The sequence below is a fragment of the Microcoleus sp. genome (assembly GCF_041354475.1).
Lineage (GTDB): Bacteria > Cyanobacteriota > Cyanobacteriia > Cyanobacteriales > Microcoleaceae > Microcoleus.
Genome location: NZ_JBGJZU010000037.1, coordinates 14,895 through 33,628 on the forward strand (window position 1 = coordinate 14,895; position 18,734 = coordinate 33,628).

The 18,734-nt window shown below is 43.3% G+C and carries 16 protein-coding genes; 8 read left to right on the plus strand and 8 right to left on the minus strand.

The window, feature by feature from the left end:
• Window positions 1-106 precede the first annotated feature (106 nt).
• From ACBR23_RS15275 to ACBR23_RS15300, 6 genes are all read left to right on the plus strand, one after another.
• A complete protein-coding gene (locus ACBR23_RS15275; protein ID WP_371118000.1) occupies window positions 107-442 on the plus strand; it encodes a rubredoxin in 336 nt (111 codons plus the stop codon).
• Entirely contained in the window at window positions 429-1,442 is a 1,014-nt protein-coding gene (locus ACBR23_RS15280; RefSeq protein ID WP_371120258.1) for a photosynthesis system II assembly factor Ycf48, read from the plus strand. The genes ACBR23_RS15275 and ACBR23_RS15280 overlap by 14 nt, the downstream gene beginning before the upstream one ends.
• A gap of 53 nt (window positions 1,443-1,495) precedes the next feature.
• Window positions 1,496-1,744, plus strand: coding sequence for a cytochrome b559 subunit alpha (gene psbE, locus ACBR23_RS15285; protein WP_006635503.1), 249 nt, complete (start codon window positions 1,496-1,498; stop codon window positions 1,742-1,744).
• Window positions 1,745-1,765: 21 nt separating this feature from the next.
• Window positions 1,766-1,903: a cytochrome b559 subunit beta gene (gene psbF / locus ACBR23_RS15290; RefSeq protein ID WP_340521364.1), complete on the plus strand. Its 138-nt coding sequence runs from the start codon at window positions 1,766-1,768 to the stop codon at window positions 1,901-1,903.
• A 13-nt stretch (window positions 1,904-1,916) separates the two neighbouring features.
• On the plus strand, window positions 1,917-2,039 hold the full coding sequence (locus ACBR23_RS15295; RefSeq protein WP_015176850.1) for a photosystem II reaction center protein L: 123 nt from the start codon (window positions 1,917-1,919) through the stop codon (window positions 2,037-2,039).
• A gap of 136 nt (window positions 2,040-2,175) precedes the next feature.
• The gene (locus ACBR23_RS15300) at window positions 2,176-2,295 is read left to right on the plus strand and encodes a photosystem II reaction center protein J (RefSeq protein ID WP_340521366.1); all 120 of its coding nucleotides are present in this window, start codon (window positions 2,176-2,178) and stop codon (window positions 2,293-2,295) included.
• A gap of 227 nt (window positions 2,296-2,522) precedes the next feature.
• Here the strand turns inward: ACBR23_RS15300 and ACBR23_RS15305 are convergent, their stop codons facing one another.
• The 7 genes from ACBR23_RS15305 to ACBR23_RS15335 all read right to left on the minus strand — a co-directional run bounded on the left by ACBR23_RS15305 (window position 2,523) and on the right by ACBR23_RS15335 (window position 13,785).
• Window positions 2,523-4,592, minus strand: a complete 2,070-nt coding sequence (locus ACBR23_RS15305) for an iron uptake porin (RefSeq protein WP_371120259.1) — start codon at window positions 4,590-4,592, stop codon at window positions 2,523-2,525.
• Between the two features lie 555 nt (window positions 4,593-5,147).
• Complete coding sequence (locus ACBR23_RS15310) at window positions 5,148-5,453, minus strand: zinc ribbon domain-containing protein (RefSeq protein WP_371120260.1); 306 nt, start codon at window positions 5,451-5,453, stop codon at window positions 5,148-5,150.
• A gap of 109 nt (window positions 5,454-5,562) precedes the next feature.
• Window positions 5,563-5,970 (minus strand): hypothetical protein, encoded by a 408-nt coding sequence (locus tag ACBR23_RS15315; RefSeq protein WP_371120261.1) that lies wholly within the window; start codon window positions 5,968-5,970, stop codon window positions 5,563-5,565.
• A gap of 258 nt (window positions 5,971-6,228) precedes the next feature.
• Complete coding sequence (locus ACBR23_RS15320; RefSeq protein ID WP_341733225.1) at window positions 6,229-6,603, minus strand: response regulator; 375 nt, start codon at window positions 6,601-6,603, stop codon at window positions 6,229-6,231.
• Window positions 6,604-6,638: 35 nt separating this feature from the next.
• Window positions 6,639-10,058, minus strand: coding sequence for a PAS domain S-box protein (locus ACBR23_RS15325; RefSeq protein WP_371120262.1), 3,420 nt, complete (start codon window positions 10,056-10,058; stop codon window positions 6,639-6,641).
• 361 nt (window positions 10,059-10,419) lie between these two features.
• Entirely contained in the window at window positions 10,420-12,342 is a 1,923-nt protein-coding gene (locus ACBR23_RS15330; RefSeq protein ID WP_371120263.1) for a response regulator, read from the minus strand.
• A gap of 162 nt (window positions 12,343-12,504) precedes the next feature.
• Window positions 12,505-13,785, minus strand: coding sequence for a chemotaxis protein (locus tag ACBR23_RS15335; RefSeq protein ID WP_371120264.1), 1,281 nt, complete (start codon window positions 13,783-13,785; stop codon window positions 12,505-12,507).
• Window positions 13,786-14,039: 254 nt separating this feature from the next.
• Between ACBR23_RS15335 and ACBR23_RS15340 the strand changes: the two genes are divergently transcribed.
• Window positions 14,040-16,589, plus strand: coding sequence for an ATP-binding protein (locus tag ACBR23_RS15340; RefSeq protein ID WP_371120265.1), 2,550 nt, complete (start codon window positions 14,040-14,042; stop codon window positions 16,587-16,589).
• 176 nt (window positions 16,590-16,765) lie between these two features.
• Here the strand turns inward: ACBR23_RS15340 and ACBR23_RS15345 are convergent, their stop codons facing one another.
• Window positions 16,766-17,719, minus strand: coding sequence for a methyltransferase domain-containing protein (locus ACBR23_RS15345; protein WP_371120266.1), 954 nt, complete (start codon window positions 17,717-17,719; stop codon window positions 16,766-16,768).
• A 250-nt stretch (window positions 17,720-17,969) separates the two neighbouring features.
• Here ACBR23_RS15345 and ACBR23_RS15350 point away from each other — a divergent pair, with 250 nt between their 5' ends.
• The gene (locus ACBR23_RS15350) at window positions 17,970-18,680 is read left to right on the plus strand and encodes a TrkA family potassium uptake protein (protein ID WP_371120267.1); all 711 of its coding nucleotides are present in this window, start codon (window positions 17,970-17,972) and stop codon (window positions 18,678-18,680) included.
• Window positions 18,681-18,734: the final 54 nt, after the last annotated feature.

The following is an 18,734-nucleotide window of genomic DNA, read 5'->3' on the forward strand; positions in this document are numbered from 1 at the left end:
AGATTCTGGGTAGCTAAAATTACGAGTTAGTTGAGATTAATCGCCCATGTTCTGCAATAATTTTTAATGTATATTTTAAGATTAGCTAGCCTATTCTTTTCGATCTATGAGCGATCAAGCCACTGAGACTAAAAACCTCGATCGGCACGAGTGCCGAGCCTGCGGCTACGTCTACAATCCTAAAAAAGGCGATCCTAAAAATGCAATTGCCCCCGGCACTGCTTTTACAGATGTGACCCCGACTTGGGTGTGTCCCGTTTGCGGGGCGCGCAAGTCGATGTTTCAAAATCTCGGTCAGATGGAAGGAGCGTCTGGATTTAAGGAAAATCAGCGCTACGGCGTCGGCGTCAATGGCATGACCGAAGGTCAGAAAAGTTTACTGATTTTTGGCGGCTTGGTCGTTGGTTTCTTGTTTTTACTTAGTATGTATGGTTTGCAGTAAGACGATTGTGAGATTTTGGCAACGAATTGTAATTTTATTGAGTGCGGCACTCATCTGTGCCAGTTGCAGCACCATTGGTTCTGTGAGTTACAACCCTTGGCAGGTAATTTCCTTGCCGACAGAAGCTAATTTGCAGGATATTGCCTTTACGGGCAATGGTCAGCACGGCTGGGTTGTGGGTTCTGAGGCGACTCTGTTTGAAACTGTTGACGGCGGTTCTAATTGGAAACCGATCGCCCTGGATATCGACGATACCAGGTCGCGTTTTTCCTCGGTGAGTTTTTCGGGTTCCGAAGGCTGGATAGTCGGTCAGCCTTCAGTTTTGCTCCACACAGATGATGAGGGCAAATCTTGGACTCGGATTGCTTTGAGTTCTCAGTTACCGGGTTCTCCCAGTACGATCGCCGCCCAGGGCCCAAATTCGGCAGAAATGACGACGGATGTGGGGGCGATTTACCGGACGAATGACGGTGGCAAAAATTGGAAAGCTGTCGTTCAGGATTCCTTTGGAGTGGTTCGCAATATCAACCGTTCTGAAGACGGACAGTATGTTGCGGTTTCCTCCAAGGGCAATTTCTATTCGGTGTGGAAACCAGGACAGAATACTTGGGAACCTCACAACCGCAATAGTTCTCGTCGCTTGCAAAATATGGGCTTTACCAAGGATGGGCGTTTGTGGATGCTCGCCCGTGGTGGTCAAATTCAGTTTAGTGACCCGTCTAATCCTGAAGGTTGGGGAAAACCGTTTTTTCCCGATCGCAAAGCGAGTTGGGGTTTGCTAGATATGGCTTACCGGACTGATAATGAAGTTTGGGTAGCCGGCGGCGGCGGCAATTTGCTGTGCAGTTTGGATGGCGGGAAAACTTGGCAAAAAGACCGCGAAGTAGAAGATGTTCCTGCTAATTTTTACAGGATTGTCTTTATGGGCCCAGAACGCGGATTTATTATCGGCGCGAACGGTACTCTACTTAAATATCAAGGTTCCACGCAAGCTGCTTGATAGTAGAATAGTGATAGAGATTGTCTGTCGATTTGTTGAAAGGAGAATTTGAGATGGCCGGTACAACTGGAGAACGTCCCTTTGGTGACATTATTACAAGTATCCGTTATTGGGTAATTCACAGCATCACCATTCCAGCTTTGTTTATTGCTGGATGGCTGTTTGTGCAGACTGGTTTGGCCTATGATGCTTTTGGCACTCCTCGCCCTAACCAGTATTTCACCCCGCAACGGGAAGAAGTGCCGATTATTTCGGATCGCTTTGAAGCTAAGAAACAAGTTGATCAGTTCATTGCCAAGTAATTTAACAAGGAGTTAGAAAAAATGACTGGCAGAACCCCAAACAATGAGCCGATTTCCTATCCGATTTTTACGGTGCGGTGGTTGGCAGTTCATACTTTAGGTGTCCCAACTCTTTTCTTTTTGGGCGCGATCGCAGCAATGCAATTTATTCAACGATAGATAGGAGTTTACAATGCCTGAGCGCGTTCCTAATCCCAATGAGCAGCCTGTTGAATTAAACCGGACTTCTCTTTATTTGGGTTTGTTGCTGATTTTTGTTTTAGGTATTTTGTTTTCCAGTTATTTCTTTAACTAACTGGTCTTTGAATTTGATGTCGATTAAAGGCAGTTTGACAAAGCCTGTAAGAATTACCATTTGGTAGTTTCTTGATAATCCCTGCTCCCAAAAGCCGGGAAGCGTCAATTAGTTGTGAATTAGTGAGGTTATGGCTATGTCTAGTGGTGGCAGAATTCCTTTGTGGCTAGTAGCTACTGTAGCTGGCCTCGGTGCTCTAAGCATTTTGGCTCTTTTCTTCTACGGTGCTTATGCCGGTTTAGGTTCTTCGATGTAAGGAGAATCCGACGTACTTTATGCGTCTAACCCCCCTTGTTTAAGCAAGGGGGGTTTTATTTATCAAAAAATTGGTTAATATTAATTCCGGTTTTATCGGAATTATTAAACCACAGAGGACACAGAGGACACAGAGAAAGAGAAGAGAGAAATAATAATTCCGATGTCAACGGATTTGATATAAAAACCCCGTTTTTCAATAGGGCTTTCCCTCTATCATTGTCGATCTTAAAAACTAAACTGCGTCCGCAAATTGCCTACAAAAATAGTCGGATTGTTGTCAAAATTATTGGCATTACCAATCACATAAAGTGCAGGCACTATCGAAATATTGTCCGTAAGTGGTAAATAATAATTTGCTTCAATTTCATACTGAGTACCCCCATTGCCGCCCCCAGAAATCAGAAATCTGCGACCGCCAGTAACATCGAAGGGTACTAAAAATGACATCGTAAACAAAGCCCCTTTTTTGATTAAATCGGGAAACGCTACTCCTAACTGATAAGATTGAGTTTTAATCGTGCCATCAGGTCGATTAGTTCGGGGAAATATATTGGTTTCGCCGTAGCCATAGCGACCGAACAGACCAAAACGGCGAGTGACAGACCAATCGAAATTGAAACTAAAAGTATTCGCAGTAGCATCGCCAACTTTCCCGCCGAAACCGTCATCTGCCAAACCATTAATCGGTCTACCAACCGGGGCACCAATTAGTCCGCCTATTTGTCGAATGTTGGAACGAGAGTAGAGAAAGCGCAAATTTGCCCGATCGCTCGGACTAAAGGTTAACTCAACTGTACTCGTATTCGTCGCATTAAACAAGCCTTGAGATGGATTAGAAGCTGAATTAAATACGGAAGAAGGTAAAAATTCCATACTCTCCCCCAAATAACCGAAACCCAGTTTAAATTGGCGACTCAGTTCCCACAACGCCAAAGCACCAGCACCGCGTTTAGTAGCAGTTAACAAGGTGCTGTTGTTAGAATTAAAGCTACTTGCACCATCGACAAAAAAGTTAAATTTATTGTTGTCAAAGTAACGATAAAAATTAATTCTTGGGCCGATTACTAATTGTAATTTGTTAGTAACTGGAAACCGATAGGAAAGTTCTCGCAGGATTACTTCATTAGGATTGCTTCCTGCTGTTTGATCCAGAAACGGAGTTCCAAATGTATTGAACAAACCCGCAGAAGTAAATTGATTGGCTGGGGAATTGCCATTACCTACTGCTAATTGCGTTATCAACTGGTCTTTGCCAGTAAAAGAAGTATTCAAAGTCAACCAAACTAACTGACTGAAGGTAACTTCTGGGTTGTCTACTTTCTGCACAATTGGTCTATTTGTTACAGGGTCTCGTCCGGCTGGACGAATCGGTAAAGCAGCTTTTGTGTCGGTAGTTTCTACTCTAATTTTATCATTTGCCCAAGCTCCCGTCACGTTGAACCAGGCAAATCCACTGAGTTTAGTTGTAGTCGAAAATTGGTTGGCTTCTAGTTCGGAAGTACGTGCTTCTAAAGCATCAACTCGTCCCCTTAATGTCGCTAATTCGGCGGCAAAGTCTTCTTGCAATTTTTGGACGGCAAGTAAATCTTCTTTCTTGACTAAATTCGCGGTTGATGTACCAATTTGTTTGGTGATTTGGTCTAAGCAGGCGTTTAATCCCGCAGCAAATTCGTAGCGAGTCATGGCCCGGTTGCCACGGAATGTACCATCGGGATATCCCGCAATACAGCCGTATCTTTCTACCAAGGATTGTAAGGCGCCAAAAGCCCAGTCTGTTGGTCGCACGTCAGACAGTTGGGAAACAGATGTGACTTGTGCGGCATCTTGTTGTATACTGAGGTCATCAGCGCTGTTAGTATCGCTGCTAAGATCGGCAACTGCGCCAACTTCAGAAACTTTTTGAGACTGAGGAAAGTTTGTAGTTTCTAACTCTTTTGGGGGCAATTCACGGATTGTCCCCATTATTTTGGGTGCTATGGTTGCGACTGTCTCTGCTGTCTGTGTTGGTGCTAAAGTGCGATCGGCTACTGAGTCAATCTCTGTCGGTGCTAAAGTGCGATCGGCTACCGAGTCAATCTCTGTAATTGTCCCCCTAAGCTGGGATGGTTCAAACTCAACCGCTTTCTGGGTTTGCTCTGAGGAAATCCCCTGGACGCTACTACTTTCTAGCGCAAGTTCTGGATTTGAGTTATCCTGAACTTGAGCAATTGTGGCGATCGGACTTAAAGGCACTATGAGACCAGAAATCAATAAAGATAACCACAAAACTGGAAACGAATTTGTATTGTTCGCCATCACACTCACACCATTTATCATAAATTTAGAAAGTTTAACTTAACAGGAAATGGGCAATTCCAATGTAGCAATTGATACTAAAATCCTTAACAATGAAAGCTGAAACCCTTGATTTGACTAAATGATAACCATTAGTTATCACCATAAATACGAGAAAACCTCCGACTAAACAAACCAGATTTTTCAGCAAATTTACGGAATTATAAGTAGAAGATCGATGTGAAGAAGTCACCCCCCCCCTGCCCCCCCCAAGGGGGGAAATTCAGGAAGAAGGAAGAAGACTTATGCAGTCAGCTTTTCGGTCATCCGTATTTTACGTTTAATTAAGTGGATTTACTTAGTAGTATCTTACCCCCTCTATGATTGGGCGGTTGAAACCGCTCCTAGACAAACAAAACCCGCCTGCGCGGGTTAAGAAATAAAGGGGATATTTGACACTCACTCGGCCTGAAGGCGCGAGGATTCTTAAGATGTTTCCAACTTAATATCCCTGTTTCCAGGGTTCCCAAACTCCTCACGTTTGCTCAATCGAGCGTGAGGATATCTTTTGGGCGTTTAGGCGCTAACGCCAGGTTTCGCGGAGTCCCCGCGTACCAAATTCAAAGCTCGATCGCGAATAGTTTTTGCTGCACCGATATCGGCGTGTTCGTGGTATCCGCATTCAGTGCAGATGAACTTTTCGCCGTCTCGATTAGACTTATCGATATGACCGCAGTTTCGGCTAAGAGGTTTTGTCGTGTAATCAGGGATAGACTTATCCTCGATACGGATAGATACATACCAGCCATTTTGTCGCCTCCTCACCGCACAAGCTTTAATGGTAAAAATACCAGAAATTGGGCGCGATTTATGAAAACGCATCCAACCCAACTTTGGCAAGTAAATTTTATTACCCTGTATTTTTACACCCATCACAAAAGTGAAAGAAGTAAAGTTACTGCGGTTTTTAAATTTAGGAAAACCACGCCCCTCAAAGAAATTTTTGTAGGCAGTGTCTAACCGTTTGACTTTCTGCTGTAGAACTGTATCTGTTCGCAATTCTCGCGATGCCCAAATTCCAAGTTTGACTAGGAAGGCGGTGGTCTGTCTTGTGATAGCTGTGGAGGACATCACTAATCCCTGTGTGAATTAAGTTTTCTATATGGATCAACTGTTCGGAAGAACACCGCACCTGGACGGTTTTATGTGACATCGCATCCGACGATGGGATCGCAGTATAGGTATTGGGAATGCGACTGAGTACATAAGCAATTAAATCCTGTCTCAAGCCCGAAGGCGCAAAAGCTTCTTGGTAGGGATATCTCGGATAAGAATCCAAGATATTTTCCACTTCCTCTGTGACTACGGCTAAGGTAAGATTGACAAGAGTTTTATTCATTTTCCCAGTTCCTAAACACTGATTAACTACTATGCAGCCAAAATTAAGCTTAAATATCCCTGTTATTTCTGAGTCCTCTAGGAGTTTACAAAAATTGATGTAGTAGCTATTAGCAATCGCTGAGTCTTATAAGTAAGTTTGTAACTGCGATCGATATTCCATGGAAGACCTTGGATTAAACATTATCTGAGGAATGTGAGGAAATTATGAAGAAAATCATTTTGGTGGTACCATGATTCGGGATTTCCAGCCAAATACTTACCACCGGAGAATTTCCGCCACTTGCTGTGCTAATTTCAAAGGGTCAAAAGGCTTAGCAATCACTCCCGCTACCCCCAAATCAGCAAATTCGCTCAAATCGAGAGCCTGTACCTTCGCAGTTAGGAAAATCACCGGAATCATCCGAGTAGCCGCATTATTTTGCAACAAACTAAACAAAGTCAGTCCGTCCATATCCGGCATCATCACATCTAGTAGAATAGCGTCAGGGAGTTGAGTTTCGGCCACAAGCAATCCTTCCTTGCCATTGCGGGCAATCAGCACTGCCCAACCGCCTAAATGTTCTAAACAGGCCTGAATGACGCTACAGAGATTTTTTTCATCATCAATAACTAGAATCTGCTTTGCTGACATAAATTAAGACTCAAAAGGTTAAATATATCAAATTTTTATTCTCGTCCGCGTTCAAAGGAGGGTGCAGGGAGTGTGAAATAGAAACTGCTTCCCTCTCCCACCAAACTTTCAGCCCAAATTCTGCCACCATGCTGTTGCACGATGCTGCGACAGATAGCCAAACCCAAACCAGTGCCTCCTTTTTGGCGAGAGTCAGAAGCATCCACCTGTTGAAACCGCCCAAAGATATTCTCTAACTTATCAGCAGGAATACCCCGCCCTGAATCTTTGACTTGACATAAAACCCGATCGCCCAAATCTTCGACCCTCACAGTTACGGTACTCAGTGCCGGTGAAAATTTAATTGCATTGCTAAGTAAATTTACCAGCATCTGAACGATCCTGTCTCGTTCGACCCAAATTTGCGCTGATTTCGATAAAATCGACAAATTAATCTTACTTTCATCAGCTAAAGCTTGTACACTTTTCACCGACTCCTCTATCAAATCAGCAACATCATACCACTGCTTATTTAGGGTAACTTGACTGGAATCTAGCCTTTCTAAGTCGAGAATATCATTTACTAAACGCACTAAGCGTTCGGTATCGTTTTTCGCAATTTCTAACATCTGTTGGGCCGTTTCCGGCTGATTTTTTAGCACTCCAGCAGCTAGCAAACCCAAGGAGCCGCGAATGGAGGTAAGAGGGGTTCGGAGTTCGTGGCTGACGATAGAAATAAACTCATTTTTCATTTTGTCAATTTCCTGACTTTCGGTAATATCTATGGCAGTGCCGACGTGACCAATTAGTTGACCTTCCTCGGAAATAATAGGGGCTGTTTTAACTCGACAAAAGCGGATTGTGCCATCCGGGCGGATGTGACGGAACTGGCAGGCCAATTCGCGATCGAGAGATTGTGCAGCCGACCACAATGATAAAATGCGGTTGATGTCTTCTGGGTGCACGAACTTCATCCAGCCTTCCCCTAAAGCTTCTGCCAAGGTGAAACCAAAAATTGCTTGCAAGCGGGGATTAGCATAGATAAATTTCCCTTCAGCATCAATTTTAAAAATGCCCACGGGAGAACTCTCGCTGAGAGATCGAAATAAAGCTTCACTTTGCCGGACTTCGGCTTGAGATTTTTCGAGTTCTAAAGTTCTTTCCCAAACTCGTATTTCTAACTCTTCGTTGAGTTGTTGGAGGGCGTTTTCCGCTTCTTTTCGTCCGCTAATATCGCGCTGCACAGCCACCCAATGGGTAAACCAACCAGTTTCATCAGCAATGGGAACAATACTCAATTCTACCCAAAATTCTGTGCCATCTTTGCGATAGTTGATTAAGTCTACCCGCACTGGTTGCCAATCGATCAAAGCTGTGCGAATGCGCTCTAGACTTGCCCGGTCTGTTTTTTCTCCTTGCAAAATACGGGAAGTTTTGCCGATGACTTCTTCTAAAGTATATCCACTGAGTCGGGTAAAGGCAGGATTGACATAAATAATCCGCGGGCCTGGTTCGTCAATGGGTCCAGCTTCGGTAATTAAAACAGCATCATTAGTTGTGGTGACAACTGATTCTAGCAGGCGCAATTGTAATTCTTTGGCTTTGCGATCGCTAATTTCTATGACAGTCCCCACCATCCGCACCGCTTCGCGTTCTTCACTGTAAAAAAATTTGCCCCTCGCCTCAATCCAGTGAATGCTACCATCGGACCAAAGCACCCGGTATTCTTGAACGTAATCTTGGCGATCGCTTCTGGCCACAGCTATACTATTTCTGACATCTGTTAAATCTTCGGGGTGAATGCACTCTGCCCAATTTTTGCAACTTCCGTCAAAAGTTCCGGGTGCTAATCCAAACAACTGTTCGTGTTCCCTCGACAAAGTAATATAATTTTTCTGCAAATCCCAGTCCCAAAAACCCATCTTCGTAGCAGACAAAGCGAGGGTTAATTGCTGATTTATTCTCCGCAACTCTATTCCGACAAGAGTCACTCTCAATTCTTGGGCGATCGCGATTTCGCACTGCTTCCAAGGTAAAGATTTTAACCTCACAGTTTGTTGCCACAATTCAAAGGAATTGCGAGGAGACAAACTGCTAGTAGCAGACTCCGATTCCAGCGTTGAGTTCAGTTTACCCGCCCAGTTGACATTTTGAATTACTTCAGGACGAAACCACAAAATATAATGCTTTTGCATCTGAGATATCGCCATCACCAACAAGCCACTAGCAACTTCTTTAAATTTTTCGGATTTTGGATAAGCTTTGGGCAAGGAATCTGTATAAAAAATATCATTATTTAATTGAGTTTCTACCCAGGTAATTAACTGTTGAATATCTGCCAATTCCGGGGTTTTGCCGATCGGTGTTAAATTTTCCTTGGCACATAGAACAGCACCGCTAGCACCAACTAATTCTAGCAACCGTTCTTTATGTTGGAGTAAACCTTCAGCAAAACGGTTATCGCGAGAAATATCTTCTGTAAATTCTGCAAAAATTGATTTTAAATAAGCTTCATATTCCCGGTCTTCACTATCTTTTTTTACGCTGAGTTCTAAAGCGATAATTTTTGCAAGCTGTTCGCAAGCAGTGCGCACTTCATAGCTGACATATTTGGGTTCTCGGTGGTGACAAGCGATTAATCCCCACAGCTTTTTATTTTTGATGATACTCATCGTCAAGCTAGCAGCAACACCCATATTTTTGAGATATTGAATGTGGCAATGCGAAACGCTTCGTAAACTACTCAAACTCAAGTCTAGGGGCTGATGATTCAATGGATTATCGGCAGGAATTATTTCTACAGGTTGAAAGTTGATATCAGGAATAAACCGAATTAAATTATGGGTGGCGAGGTGTCTTGCTAGCTGAGGAATATCCGTATCTGGATAGTGCAATCCCAATAAAGGGTTCAAACTATCTACTTTGTCTTCGGCTACAACTTCCCCAGCATCTACCGTATCAAACTGATAGACTATCACTCGGTCAAATCCGATAATTTTTCTTGTTTCTTGGGCAACTATCTGATAGAGATTTTTTATATCTCGTGCATTCTGAATTTTGGTTAATGTTTTTTTAATTAAAGTAAATAAATTAAAAAAGTTTTTATACTCCGTGGACAATCTAGGTTCCAATTCAACAACTAAACAATTATTGGTACGGTAATATTTACCATTAAAGACTTGTTTAGTGCTGAGATGTTTGAGGTGTAAAATAATATTAACTGTCGTGTTTGATTTTTCCGAAAAAACTGCGCTCAGAGAATCGTTTTTTTGACATACCACAAATTCATCAAAACATTTCCCTAGGATTGCGTGGGGTTCTAAATTGAGGACTTCCCCTATATTGTTGCTGACTCGTACTATCTTCAAAAGGGGTTCTTCTAATACAAAAAGAATGCCATGAGATTGAATGTAGCCAGGGCTGTGAATTGGTGGGCATGGGATATTATAAATATCTAGGTCTGGGGGAATCATCATTTTTTTATATGGTTAATGGGTACTCGGTAATCGGTAATTCCTAATCGGTAATTGGTAATGGGTAATCGGTCATAAATAATCGTCTGTAGCTAACCAGCTATCGGGAGCATCCCGATTTTGCATAGGCGAAGCATGACCGCTGTAAATCTCTGGTTATCACTAATAAATTCTCTGCGGTCATGCTTCGCCCCTACGAATATATTTGCAAAACACAGATGCACCCTAGCCCTCAAATTACCCATCCTGGAATTACCTATTACTTATTACCCTTCGACTTCGCTCAGGGCGATGCCTATTACCGACAAACCCGCCGTAGCTCATGTTACTGAGACAGGCTATATTTTCACCTAGTTAGGGATGGTTAACGTTGGGTGAGTGCCAGCTTGTATCTAAGTTGAATCCGCTCTAAACGATTGAGAATCCTAGCAATTAATTCTGGTTCTACGATTGGCTTGTTCACGTAATCGTCAGCACCTGCGACAAACATTTGGCTGACTATTTCTGACTCGGAATGAGCGGTTAAAAATAGCACGGGGAGTTTGCCCCAGCGCAAGTCGTTGCGTACTGCCAAACATAGTTCGATACCGTTGTAACCGGGCATCTCTACATCTAAAATTAACAAATCGGGACAAGTTGTCTCTAGTACCTCCCAGAAATCTTTGGGTTCGTCTAATGTGGTTAGTTGAAATCCCCAAGGTTGGAGAATAATTTTGATGGCTGCCAGTAGATGTATGTCGTCATCTACCACCATCACCTTAGCTTCTGCTGGGCTAGTCTGGTCAAGAATCCGATCGACTGCTTTGAGTATATCTGCTGGAGGCATGGATTTGTGTAAAAAGCCCGCAGCTCCCAAACGCGCGACTTCTACCCGATCGCTCAATTGGTTGTAGTCGCTAAAAACAACTACGGGAATTTCTGGTTTGTGACGGAGGAGTTCGGCTAGGAGAGGACGTCCGTTTTCCTGGCTTCTGGAAAAGTTTAAATCTACCAAAATCGCGTCTGGTGGCTGGTTGGCGATCGCCATTTTGGCTGCTTCCCCAGAAAGTGCTACTTCTATGTCAAATTCCCAGGCTGATGCTTCTGTTTTGAGGCGATCGCTCTGCCAAGTATCATCATCCACGATCAGCAATTGACGGTGGCTCGAAACGCGATCGACAGGAGCATTCTCAGGTGCTGTTGCTGGCGAATCGAAGATACGTTGTAGCAAATTAACTAAGGTATCTATCTGCTGTTTAGCCCCTGGTTGAAAGATGTTTTCCGTCTTAAATAAATCTTCGAGCTTGCGCGCTATTTCCGAACCTTTTGGCATCCCTAAAGTTCCTAAAGAACCAACTAATTTGTGAGCTTGCATCTGAGCTTGTTGTCGTATTTTGTCGTCCAAAGTTCCGGCATTTAAGTTGGCGATCGCCTGCTCAAATATCTCCATTTTTTCTGTAAAATTTGCTTGGAAATTTGCCCTAATTTCTGCAATCACAGCCCAGACTTTTGCTTGATGGGAGTTGAGGTTAACTTCATCAATAGGCGTGGTGGCTGGGCTGGATAAAACTGCTTGACTTTTGGGATTTTCTGTGATTTGTGGAGCTACTTTTGGGAAATCGACATCCTCCGGGAGACTTTTGAGGCGGTAGCCCAGCCCGTACACTGTTTCCACTAAATCCACCATCATCCCCGCTGCTTTCAACTTTTGTCGCAAGCCCTTGATGTGAGCGGTAACAGCTTCTTCTTGCGGAAACTCCCCAGGGCACCAAATGCGATCGAGTATGGCACTGCGGCTGAATATACGGCGGGGATTTCTCAGAAAAAGTTCGAGCAAATTGTACTCTTTTGGAGTCAAGTGCAGCACTTTTTCTCCATAAGTTACTTCCGCAGTATCCAGATTAACTTGCAATCTTTCCCAAGTCAAATTTTGACTCAACAAGTTGGCCTTTCCGCGACGCAACAGAGCCCGAATTCGAGCTAGCAATTCCGGTACATTGAAGGGTTTAACTACATAATCATCTGCACCAGCTTCTAAACCTTGGACTCGATCCCCACTACTGTCTAAAGCTGTCAGCAATAAAATCGGGATTTGGTAGCCACAGGATCGTAATTCTCGACACACACTAATTCCATCGAGTTTCGGAATCATTACATCTAACAGAATTAGGTCGTAATCGTAGATTTGCGCCAATTGCAAGGCTGTTTCACCGTCTCCTGCGGTGTTGCAAGTATAATTGTGAGCCTCCAGGGAGCGTGTCAGTAAATTGACCGTCATTTTGTCATCGTCTACTATTAGAATTTTCATGGATTTACAGTTCTCAATCAGGGTAGGTTTTGGTTTTTGATGAGATTATTTTTCGCTATTTAAATACCTTCTATTTGGTGGTAAAGCCTGATACTAAACTCTTAAATTCACATCAAACAACAGGTAAAAGCGTCCCATCGAGTTATAAAAATCAACTCGCAGTCATGGCTTTTTGTGTTTGAGTGCCTGTTGAATTTTTTGAATCAGATATTGCGATGAATCTTGCTGCTTAACAATGTCTTCTAACTGAGAAACTGCTACTTCTGCCTGCTGTATTTCTTGAATTAGAGAAGTAGATGTTTCATTTTCATGCAAATGTATTTTATTTTTAGATTCAGAATTTCCATCTTTTTCTGAGATAAATTCTTCTAAATCTAACAGAGCCATTTCTGCCCGCTCAATTTTTTCTGTAACTGATTTAGCCACATTAGCACCAGCTCTGGCCGCCTCTGTCAGTGCTTGAACGCGCAGTTTAAATCTGCTTCCTATTTGCTCCATTTGCGTCCCCAATTCAAAAGTTTTACTGGCAAGTCTTGCAATCTCCATACTCACTTGACTCAAACCATTAGGTTGATTTCCCATTTGATTTGTGACTACGGCAACCTGTACTGCTAAATGCCTCACTTGTTCGATCGCTTCCCCGATTGTTCTGGAAGTGCGATTAACCGTTTCCAAATCATTAGCTATTGCTTTACCAACCCCTAAAATTTTATCTGTATTGTTGCAAATAGCATTAGCGCCCTGAAAAGTAGCCTGAAATGCCACACGACCTTCTGCCGAAATCAACTTGGCAATCTTCAAAAATTGCTGATTTTGTTGAGAAATTTCTTGAGCTTGTTTGACCAGTGCAGCTTGCTGGGGATTGGGAATATGATGAGATTTTTCTACTTGACGCTGCCTGGACTCTAACAGTTGACTGTATTCTTGAACTTTGGCCTGTTCTTGTTGAATCTTGGCGATATATTTTTGTCTTTCTAAGCGATATTTGTGAATTATTTTGTTAGCTTGTGTTAAAATATTAGACTGAGCCATTAGCAAAGTATGGACATCCAGAATGCGGAGATTGCGGTTTTCCATTTCCACAATAATGGGTTCGTATACCAGGTCTTTTTGTCGATTGAGAACTGCTTGTACTGCATCGTCTATTTTCCACTTTTCCGACAGCAACAAAGGCGGAATTCTCAGAAAATCTAACAGGAATCTAATCGGGCGCTCCCCATACAGTTCTACGCGATCGGGAATATTCATTTGCTCTTGAAACTTGACGCGAGAAATCATGCCCAGTACCTGAGAGTTATGAGTAATAATAACTCCCGGCAGTTCTGGCTCTTGCCCAAATTTTTGAGCCACGACTTGTCCCAGAGTTGTAGAACTCACTTGGAACTGGTGAGACGGCAGATGTCCGATTGTGGAATCGGGGGCGAGGTGACTTAGATTGCTCATTTACCCTGTAGTGTCAATAAGTAGAAGTTAACAACTTATATATTTACATTATACTAAAATAAGATTGTTTATCCTTCCCCACCAGATAAGCTTTTTATCTTGAGGAAAATTTTGAAGCTCAAGCCTAAAATTCCCTGACTACTACTTGCCTCTGAAGTTTTTGGAAGTGGTAATGGCTGCTGCAACTGAGGTTACATCTCCAAAACACAGTTTTTCATGTTTGATTATTTAAAGCAACCGGGAAAATACCTAGATTGAAACCAAAAACCTTAAATCTTACTTTACCACTAACAACCTTGGAGGTTGTGTACCATTTGTTACAGCAAATGGTTCAACTTCCAGGGGCGATTTGGCTGGGAGAGCAAAATTTCCTTTCCTTGGAAAATGAGCAAGTAATTCCATCCGAAAGGTTTGCAGCCTTGTTGTCGGAGCGGTTTAACGCCTTGGTGCGTGGAAGGCAAAATAATTTAGGTACAAACCAGCATCAAGAAAGTGCAAATAAGCTCGATCTTCTATGGAATGTGGAGTTGACTTTCGAGCCGCAGGCGATCGCAAATTTTCTCTCTCCCCTGGCCGACAAACTCTCCACAACAACGCCAGAGGCCTCACTCACCCTAGACCCGATTGCTCTCAAAAAAAGACTCAAAAATATCAAGCCAAATTCACCGAAACTTCAAAGTAAATTCACTTTCGACTTGCTAGGGATTATTGCCGATAGCTCTCGGAAAAACAACGATTATTTGGGTATATATCCAGGGATAATCGAGAGCAATTTATCGGAACAAGGGCGAAATGAAGAAAACCCAAACAGCCACAATTTAGACATGGTTGGTGAAGTTAGCATCCCTAATTCTTGTGTAGCATTTTGTCAACCAGTGGAAGATGCTTTGCAGCAGCAACTCGCACAGGAGCGACTTTTAAATCAGGTAACAACTCAGATTCGTCAGAGTTTAGAATTGCCAGCAATATTGTCAAAAGCAGTGGAACGAGTTCGAGATTTTTTGGAAGTAGACCGCTTGATAATTTATCAATTTGAAAAATCGCAGAAAGCGGAAAAACACGACTTAGATATAGAAAATTTAACGCTATTTAATCAACCTGCAAACAGGCAATTGCATCAAGAAAATCGCAAGTATTTAGGTCGCGTAACCTACGAATCTTTAGCAAATAATACTATTTCCTCTGTCCTGAATTTTGGCGAAGATGCTAATTGCTTACCACAGGGAGTTATCGACCAAGAAAAATATCGTAAAGGTTTAACATTTGCCCTTAAAGATGTGGAAAAAGCCTATGCTTCCCAGCCATGTTTTTTAAATTTGATGCGACAAGCTAAGGTGCGGGCTAAATTGCTAGTGCCCATAGTGGTTCAAGATGAATTGTGGGGACTGCTAATTGCCCACCATTCTACTTGTCGCGACTGGGAAGAAAGTAAAAAAATCTTTTTGCAGCAAATAGCAGAACATTTGGCGATCGCCATTTATCAAGCCGAACTCTATGCTGAAGTGCAGCAGCAAAAGCGCACCTTAGAACAGCGGGTAATTGAACGCACCACAGAACTTCGCGATGCCCTCGCAGCCGCCCAGTCAGCCAGCCTCGCCAAGAGCGAATTTTTAGCAGCTATGAGTCACGAATTGCGGACTCCCCTCACCTGTGTCATCGGCATTTCCGACACGCTGCTGCGCTGGTCCTATGGCAAAGTGGGCAGTAAAGAAGTGCCGATCGCCAAACAGCGACAGTACCTAAAAACCATCCGCGACAGTGGCGATCACTTATTAGAATTAATTAACGATATTTTGGATTTGTCCCAAGTAGAAGCGGGAAAAGCAGTCTTAAAAATTAGCGAATTTTCTCTTTCTAAATTAGCATCTCAAAGTCTGCACGCCCTCAAGGAAAAAGCTGTGACCAAAGGGGTCGAACTGGTGCAAGAACAGCGGATTAATCAAGAATGCGACCTCTTCACCGCTGACCCACGCCGCTTGAGACAAATTCTCTTTAATCTTTTAGGAAATGCGATTAAATTTACTCCCGAAGGCGGGCGAGTTATCCTGCGGATTTGGGTAACAGAAGATAATAAACGCACACCGATAGTGCGGATTCCCGGTACTACATCCCCAGGCAGAATCGCGGTTTTTCAAATCAAAGATACGGGCATTGGAATTCGCGAAGATCAGCGTTCTCTCTTGTTTCAAAAATTTCAACAATTGGATTCTCCCTACTGTCGCGAATACGGTGGTACCGGTTTGGGATTAGCGTTAACTAAACAGTTAGTAGAACTCCACGGCGGTGCGATCGAAGTTGAATCCACCGTAGATGTAGGATCTACTTTTACAGTTTTCATACCCCTTCAGAGTCTCACTAAAGAGGAATACTCAAAATTAAAGTATGAAAAATTAAATTCATCTTTACCCCTGCATTCTTCCTCCTTGCGAGGTAGTCTGGTACTGATAGAAGAAGAGGAAGAAACGGCGATGGAGATTTGCGATATATTGACAGCAGCGGGACTTCAGGTGGTGTGGATGATTGAAGGTTCGGGGGCGGTAGAACAAATTGAACTATTGCAACCAAATGCGGTGATTATTGATATGCGTTTGCCCGGTATGAATGGCGGAGAGATTATTCAAAAATTGCGCCAAAAACCAGCTACTAAAAATATGAACATTCTCGCTTTAACTGCTCAAGAAATTCCAGCTAGTGAGATTTATTTGGTGACTGCGGGAGCTAATGATTGTTTGGTAAAACCGATTAAACCGCAGCAATTGCTGGAGAAAGTGGTTGGTTTAATGGCTAATGGTAATGGGGCCTAGGGAATGGAGTATGGGGCAACCCCCCTTGGGGGCAGGGCTGTTTCATTCTGGTGACAAATCAGGGTTTTGTAGGGGTAGTGGATGGTGCGTGCCTACCATCCCCATCCTCCCCATCTACTTTCTTTGCCTACCCTCCCCGTCCACTTCCTGATTCCTGCTTCCCTGTGCTTCCAGAGTTATTTGACAGCACAAATCAACCCGAAACGAATCAATCCGCTTTGATAGCCACGACTCATCAACGAGAGCGCCAGAGCCGCTTGAATGGTCGTCCAACCGCTAGTCAACAAACCCCAAATCGCACTAGGAGTAAAAGCAGAATCGATCACTATATCCCAAAAAGGAGCCACAGCTTTTGACCAGTCAGCAGTCCGAATATTTTTAAAAGGCAAACTGCGGGTAATTTCTTCATATTCCGGCAAAGAAATCACATAAGGTAAAGCATAAACCCGGTAAATTTCTGCCAATTCTTTTCTTTCTGCATCTGTTAATTCTCCGGCGGTTTCTCCCACTGGACGGTGACACCAAGTGGCCAAAATCAAAGTTCCCCCCGGCTTGAGGACGCGGTAACATTCCTGCAAAAATTTAATTTTATCTGGCATATGTTCGCCACTTTCTAGGGACCAAACCAAATCGAAGGAGTTGTCAGGAAAAGGCATATTCAAAGCATCTGCCACCAAAAAATTGACCTTGCTTTCGAGTCCAGCAATTTTAGCCCGTTCCTTGGCTCTGTTGGCTTGTACTGGACTCAGAGTAATGCCGGTAGCTGTAATCCTAGTTTCCGTTTTACTTTGTCCAGGCGATCGACTAAAATTGCGATCGACCTCATCATCTAACCTAAAATTATTTCCAGCTACAGAACTAAACTTTTCGGTCAAATACAGCGTACTGCCACCGATGCCACAGCCGACATCGAGAATGCTGTAAGGTTCAGAGATTTGGGTCTCGGATGGTGCTCCTGCCCAGTCAAGCAGTTCTTCAATCAAATCTATCTGAGCTTGTCGGCGTTCTTTCTTTAAGTTTCCATCCGGGCCGTAGTAACCGTGGTGCATATGTTCGCCCCACACCTGTTCCCACAGACCGCTGGAAGCGTCATAAAATTGCTGAATTTGCTGGTAAAGTGTTGATGTCATCGCACGATCGCAAGTTATTAAAGAAATTCTACCGTTCTTTTGCCATTCTTGTCATCTTTTGCGATTTAAGTTCCAGGGGTAGATCTGATTCTATAGCCGGAACTCAAGGCCGAATGTTTGAAATTTCAACCCACGTTCAATCTCAAATCTAAAATCTCAAATCGAATGACTGTCTCGCGAACTATTTGCTTGGGTTTTATAGCCGTCATTACCCTAGGTGCTCTCTTATTATTGATGCCTTTTTCCACAAGTGACGGAACTTGGAGCGACCCCATCATCTTTAAACTTTTTTCGCAGTTTGCGCGCTGAAAACAAGCAGTTTGCAGTTATTGGTTTGGGACGCTTCGGCAATGCTGTGTGTTCGACTTTGCACAGTTTAGGCTATGAAGTCTTGGGGGTTGATAGCGATGAAAAAAAAGTCACTCAAGCTTTGAGCGATCGCATTGCTGCTCATATTGTACAGTTAGATTCTACCGAGCCTACGGCTCTTAAGGAAGCAGGCTTATTTGAATTTGATACAGTCATTGTGGCGATCGGCAATTACTTAGCAGCAAGTATTACCACAACCCTAAATCTTAAGGAAGGCGGGGTAACTAATGTCATAGCTAAAGCTTCTTCGGAAACTCACTTAAAAATTCTCAAAAAAGTCGGGGCAGATCATGTGGTTTTTCCCGAACGAGAAATGGGCTACTCTTTGGCACGTACTCTGACAAAACCCAGTATTTTAGAGCGCTTCGACCTCGATCCCGATCACAGTATAGTTGAGTTGCTCGTTCCTGAAAAATTTGATGGCAAAACCATCGCGGAGTTGGAACTCCGTCGCAAATACGGTTTGAATTTGCTTGCAGTGGGGCGAAATGAGAAATTTGAAATTAATCCACAGCCCAATGAGCGTTTGAAACAGGGTGAGGCGATGGTGGTAATTGGTTCTAATAAAGATATCAATCGCTTGCCAATTTAACAGCTCGCTCTGGGGACAATCTAGAGTTAACCTACTTCTAACTGAGGCTGGCTA

Coding starts and splice junctions, on each gene's coding strand:
- ACBR23_RS15345 (WP_371120266.1), bottom strand. CDS start 17,719: ATGACATCAACACTTTACCAGCAAATTCAGCAATTTTATGACGCTTCC.
- ACBR23_RS15320 (WP_341733225.1), bottom strand. CDS start 6,603: ATGTCAGCAAAGCAGATTCTAGTTATTGATGATGAAAAAAATCTCTGT.
- ACBR23_RS15315 (WP_371120261.1), bottom strand. CDS start 5,970: ATGAATAAAACTCTTGTCAATCTTACCTTAGCCGTAGTCACAGAGGAA.
- psbE (WP_006635503.1), top strand. CDS start 1,496: ATGGCCGGTACAACTGGAGAACGTCCCTTTGGTGACATTATTACAAGT.
- ACBR23_RS15280 (WP_371120258.1), top strand. CDS start 429: ATGGTTTGCAGTAAGACGATTGTGAGATTTTGGCAACGAATTGTAATT.
- ACBR23_RS15305 (WP_371120259.1), bottom strand. CDS start 4,592: ATGGCGAACAATACAAATTCGTTTCCAGTTTTGTGGTTATCTTTATTG.
- ACBR23_RS15275 (WP_371118000.1), top strand. CDS start 107: ATGAGCGATCAAGCCACTGAGACTAAAAACCTCGATCGGCACGAGTGC.
- ACBR23_RS15330 (WP_371120263.1), bottom strand. CDS start 12,342: ATGAAAATTCTAATAGTAGACGATGACAAAATGACGGTCAATTTACTG.
- ACBR23_RS15300 (WP_340521366.1), top strand. CDS start 2,176: ATGTCTAGTGGTGGCAGAATTCCTTTGTGGCTAGTAGCTACTGTAGCT.
- ACBR23_RS15335 (WP_371120264.1), bottom strand. CDS start 13,785: ATGAGCAATCTAAGTCACCTCGCCCCCGATTCCACAATCGGACATCTG.
- psbF (WP_340521364.1), top strand. CDS start 1,766: ATGACTGGCAGAACCCCAAACAATGAGCCGATTTCCTATCCGATTTTT.
- ACBR23_RS15310 (WP_371120260.1), bottom strand. CDS start 5,453: ATGCGTTTTCATAAATCGCGCCCAATTTCTGGTATTTTTACCATTAAA.
- ACBR23_RS15325 (WP_371120262.1), bottom strand. CDS start 10,058: ATGATGATTCCCCCAGACCTAGATATTTATAATATCCCATGCCCACCA.
- ACBR23_RS15295 (WP_015176850.1), top strand. CDS start 1,917: ATGCCTGAGCGCGTTCCTAATCCCAATGAGCAGCCTGTTGAATTAAAC.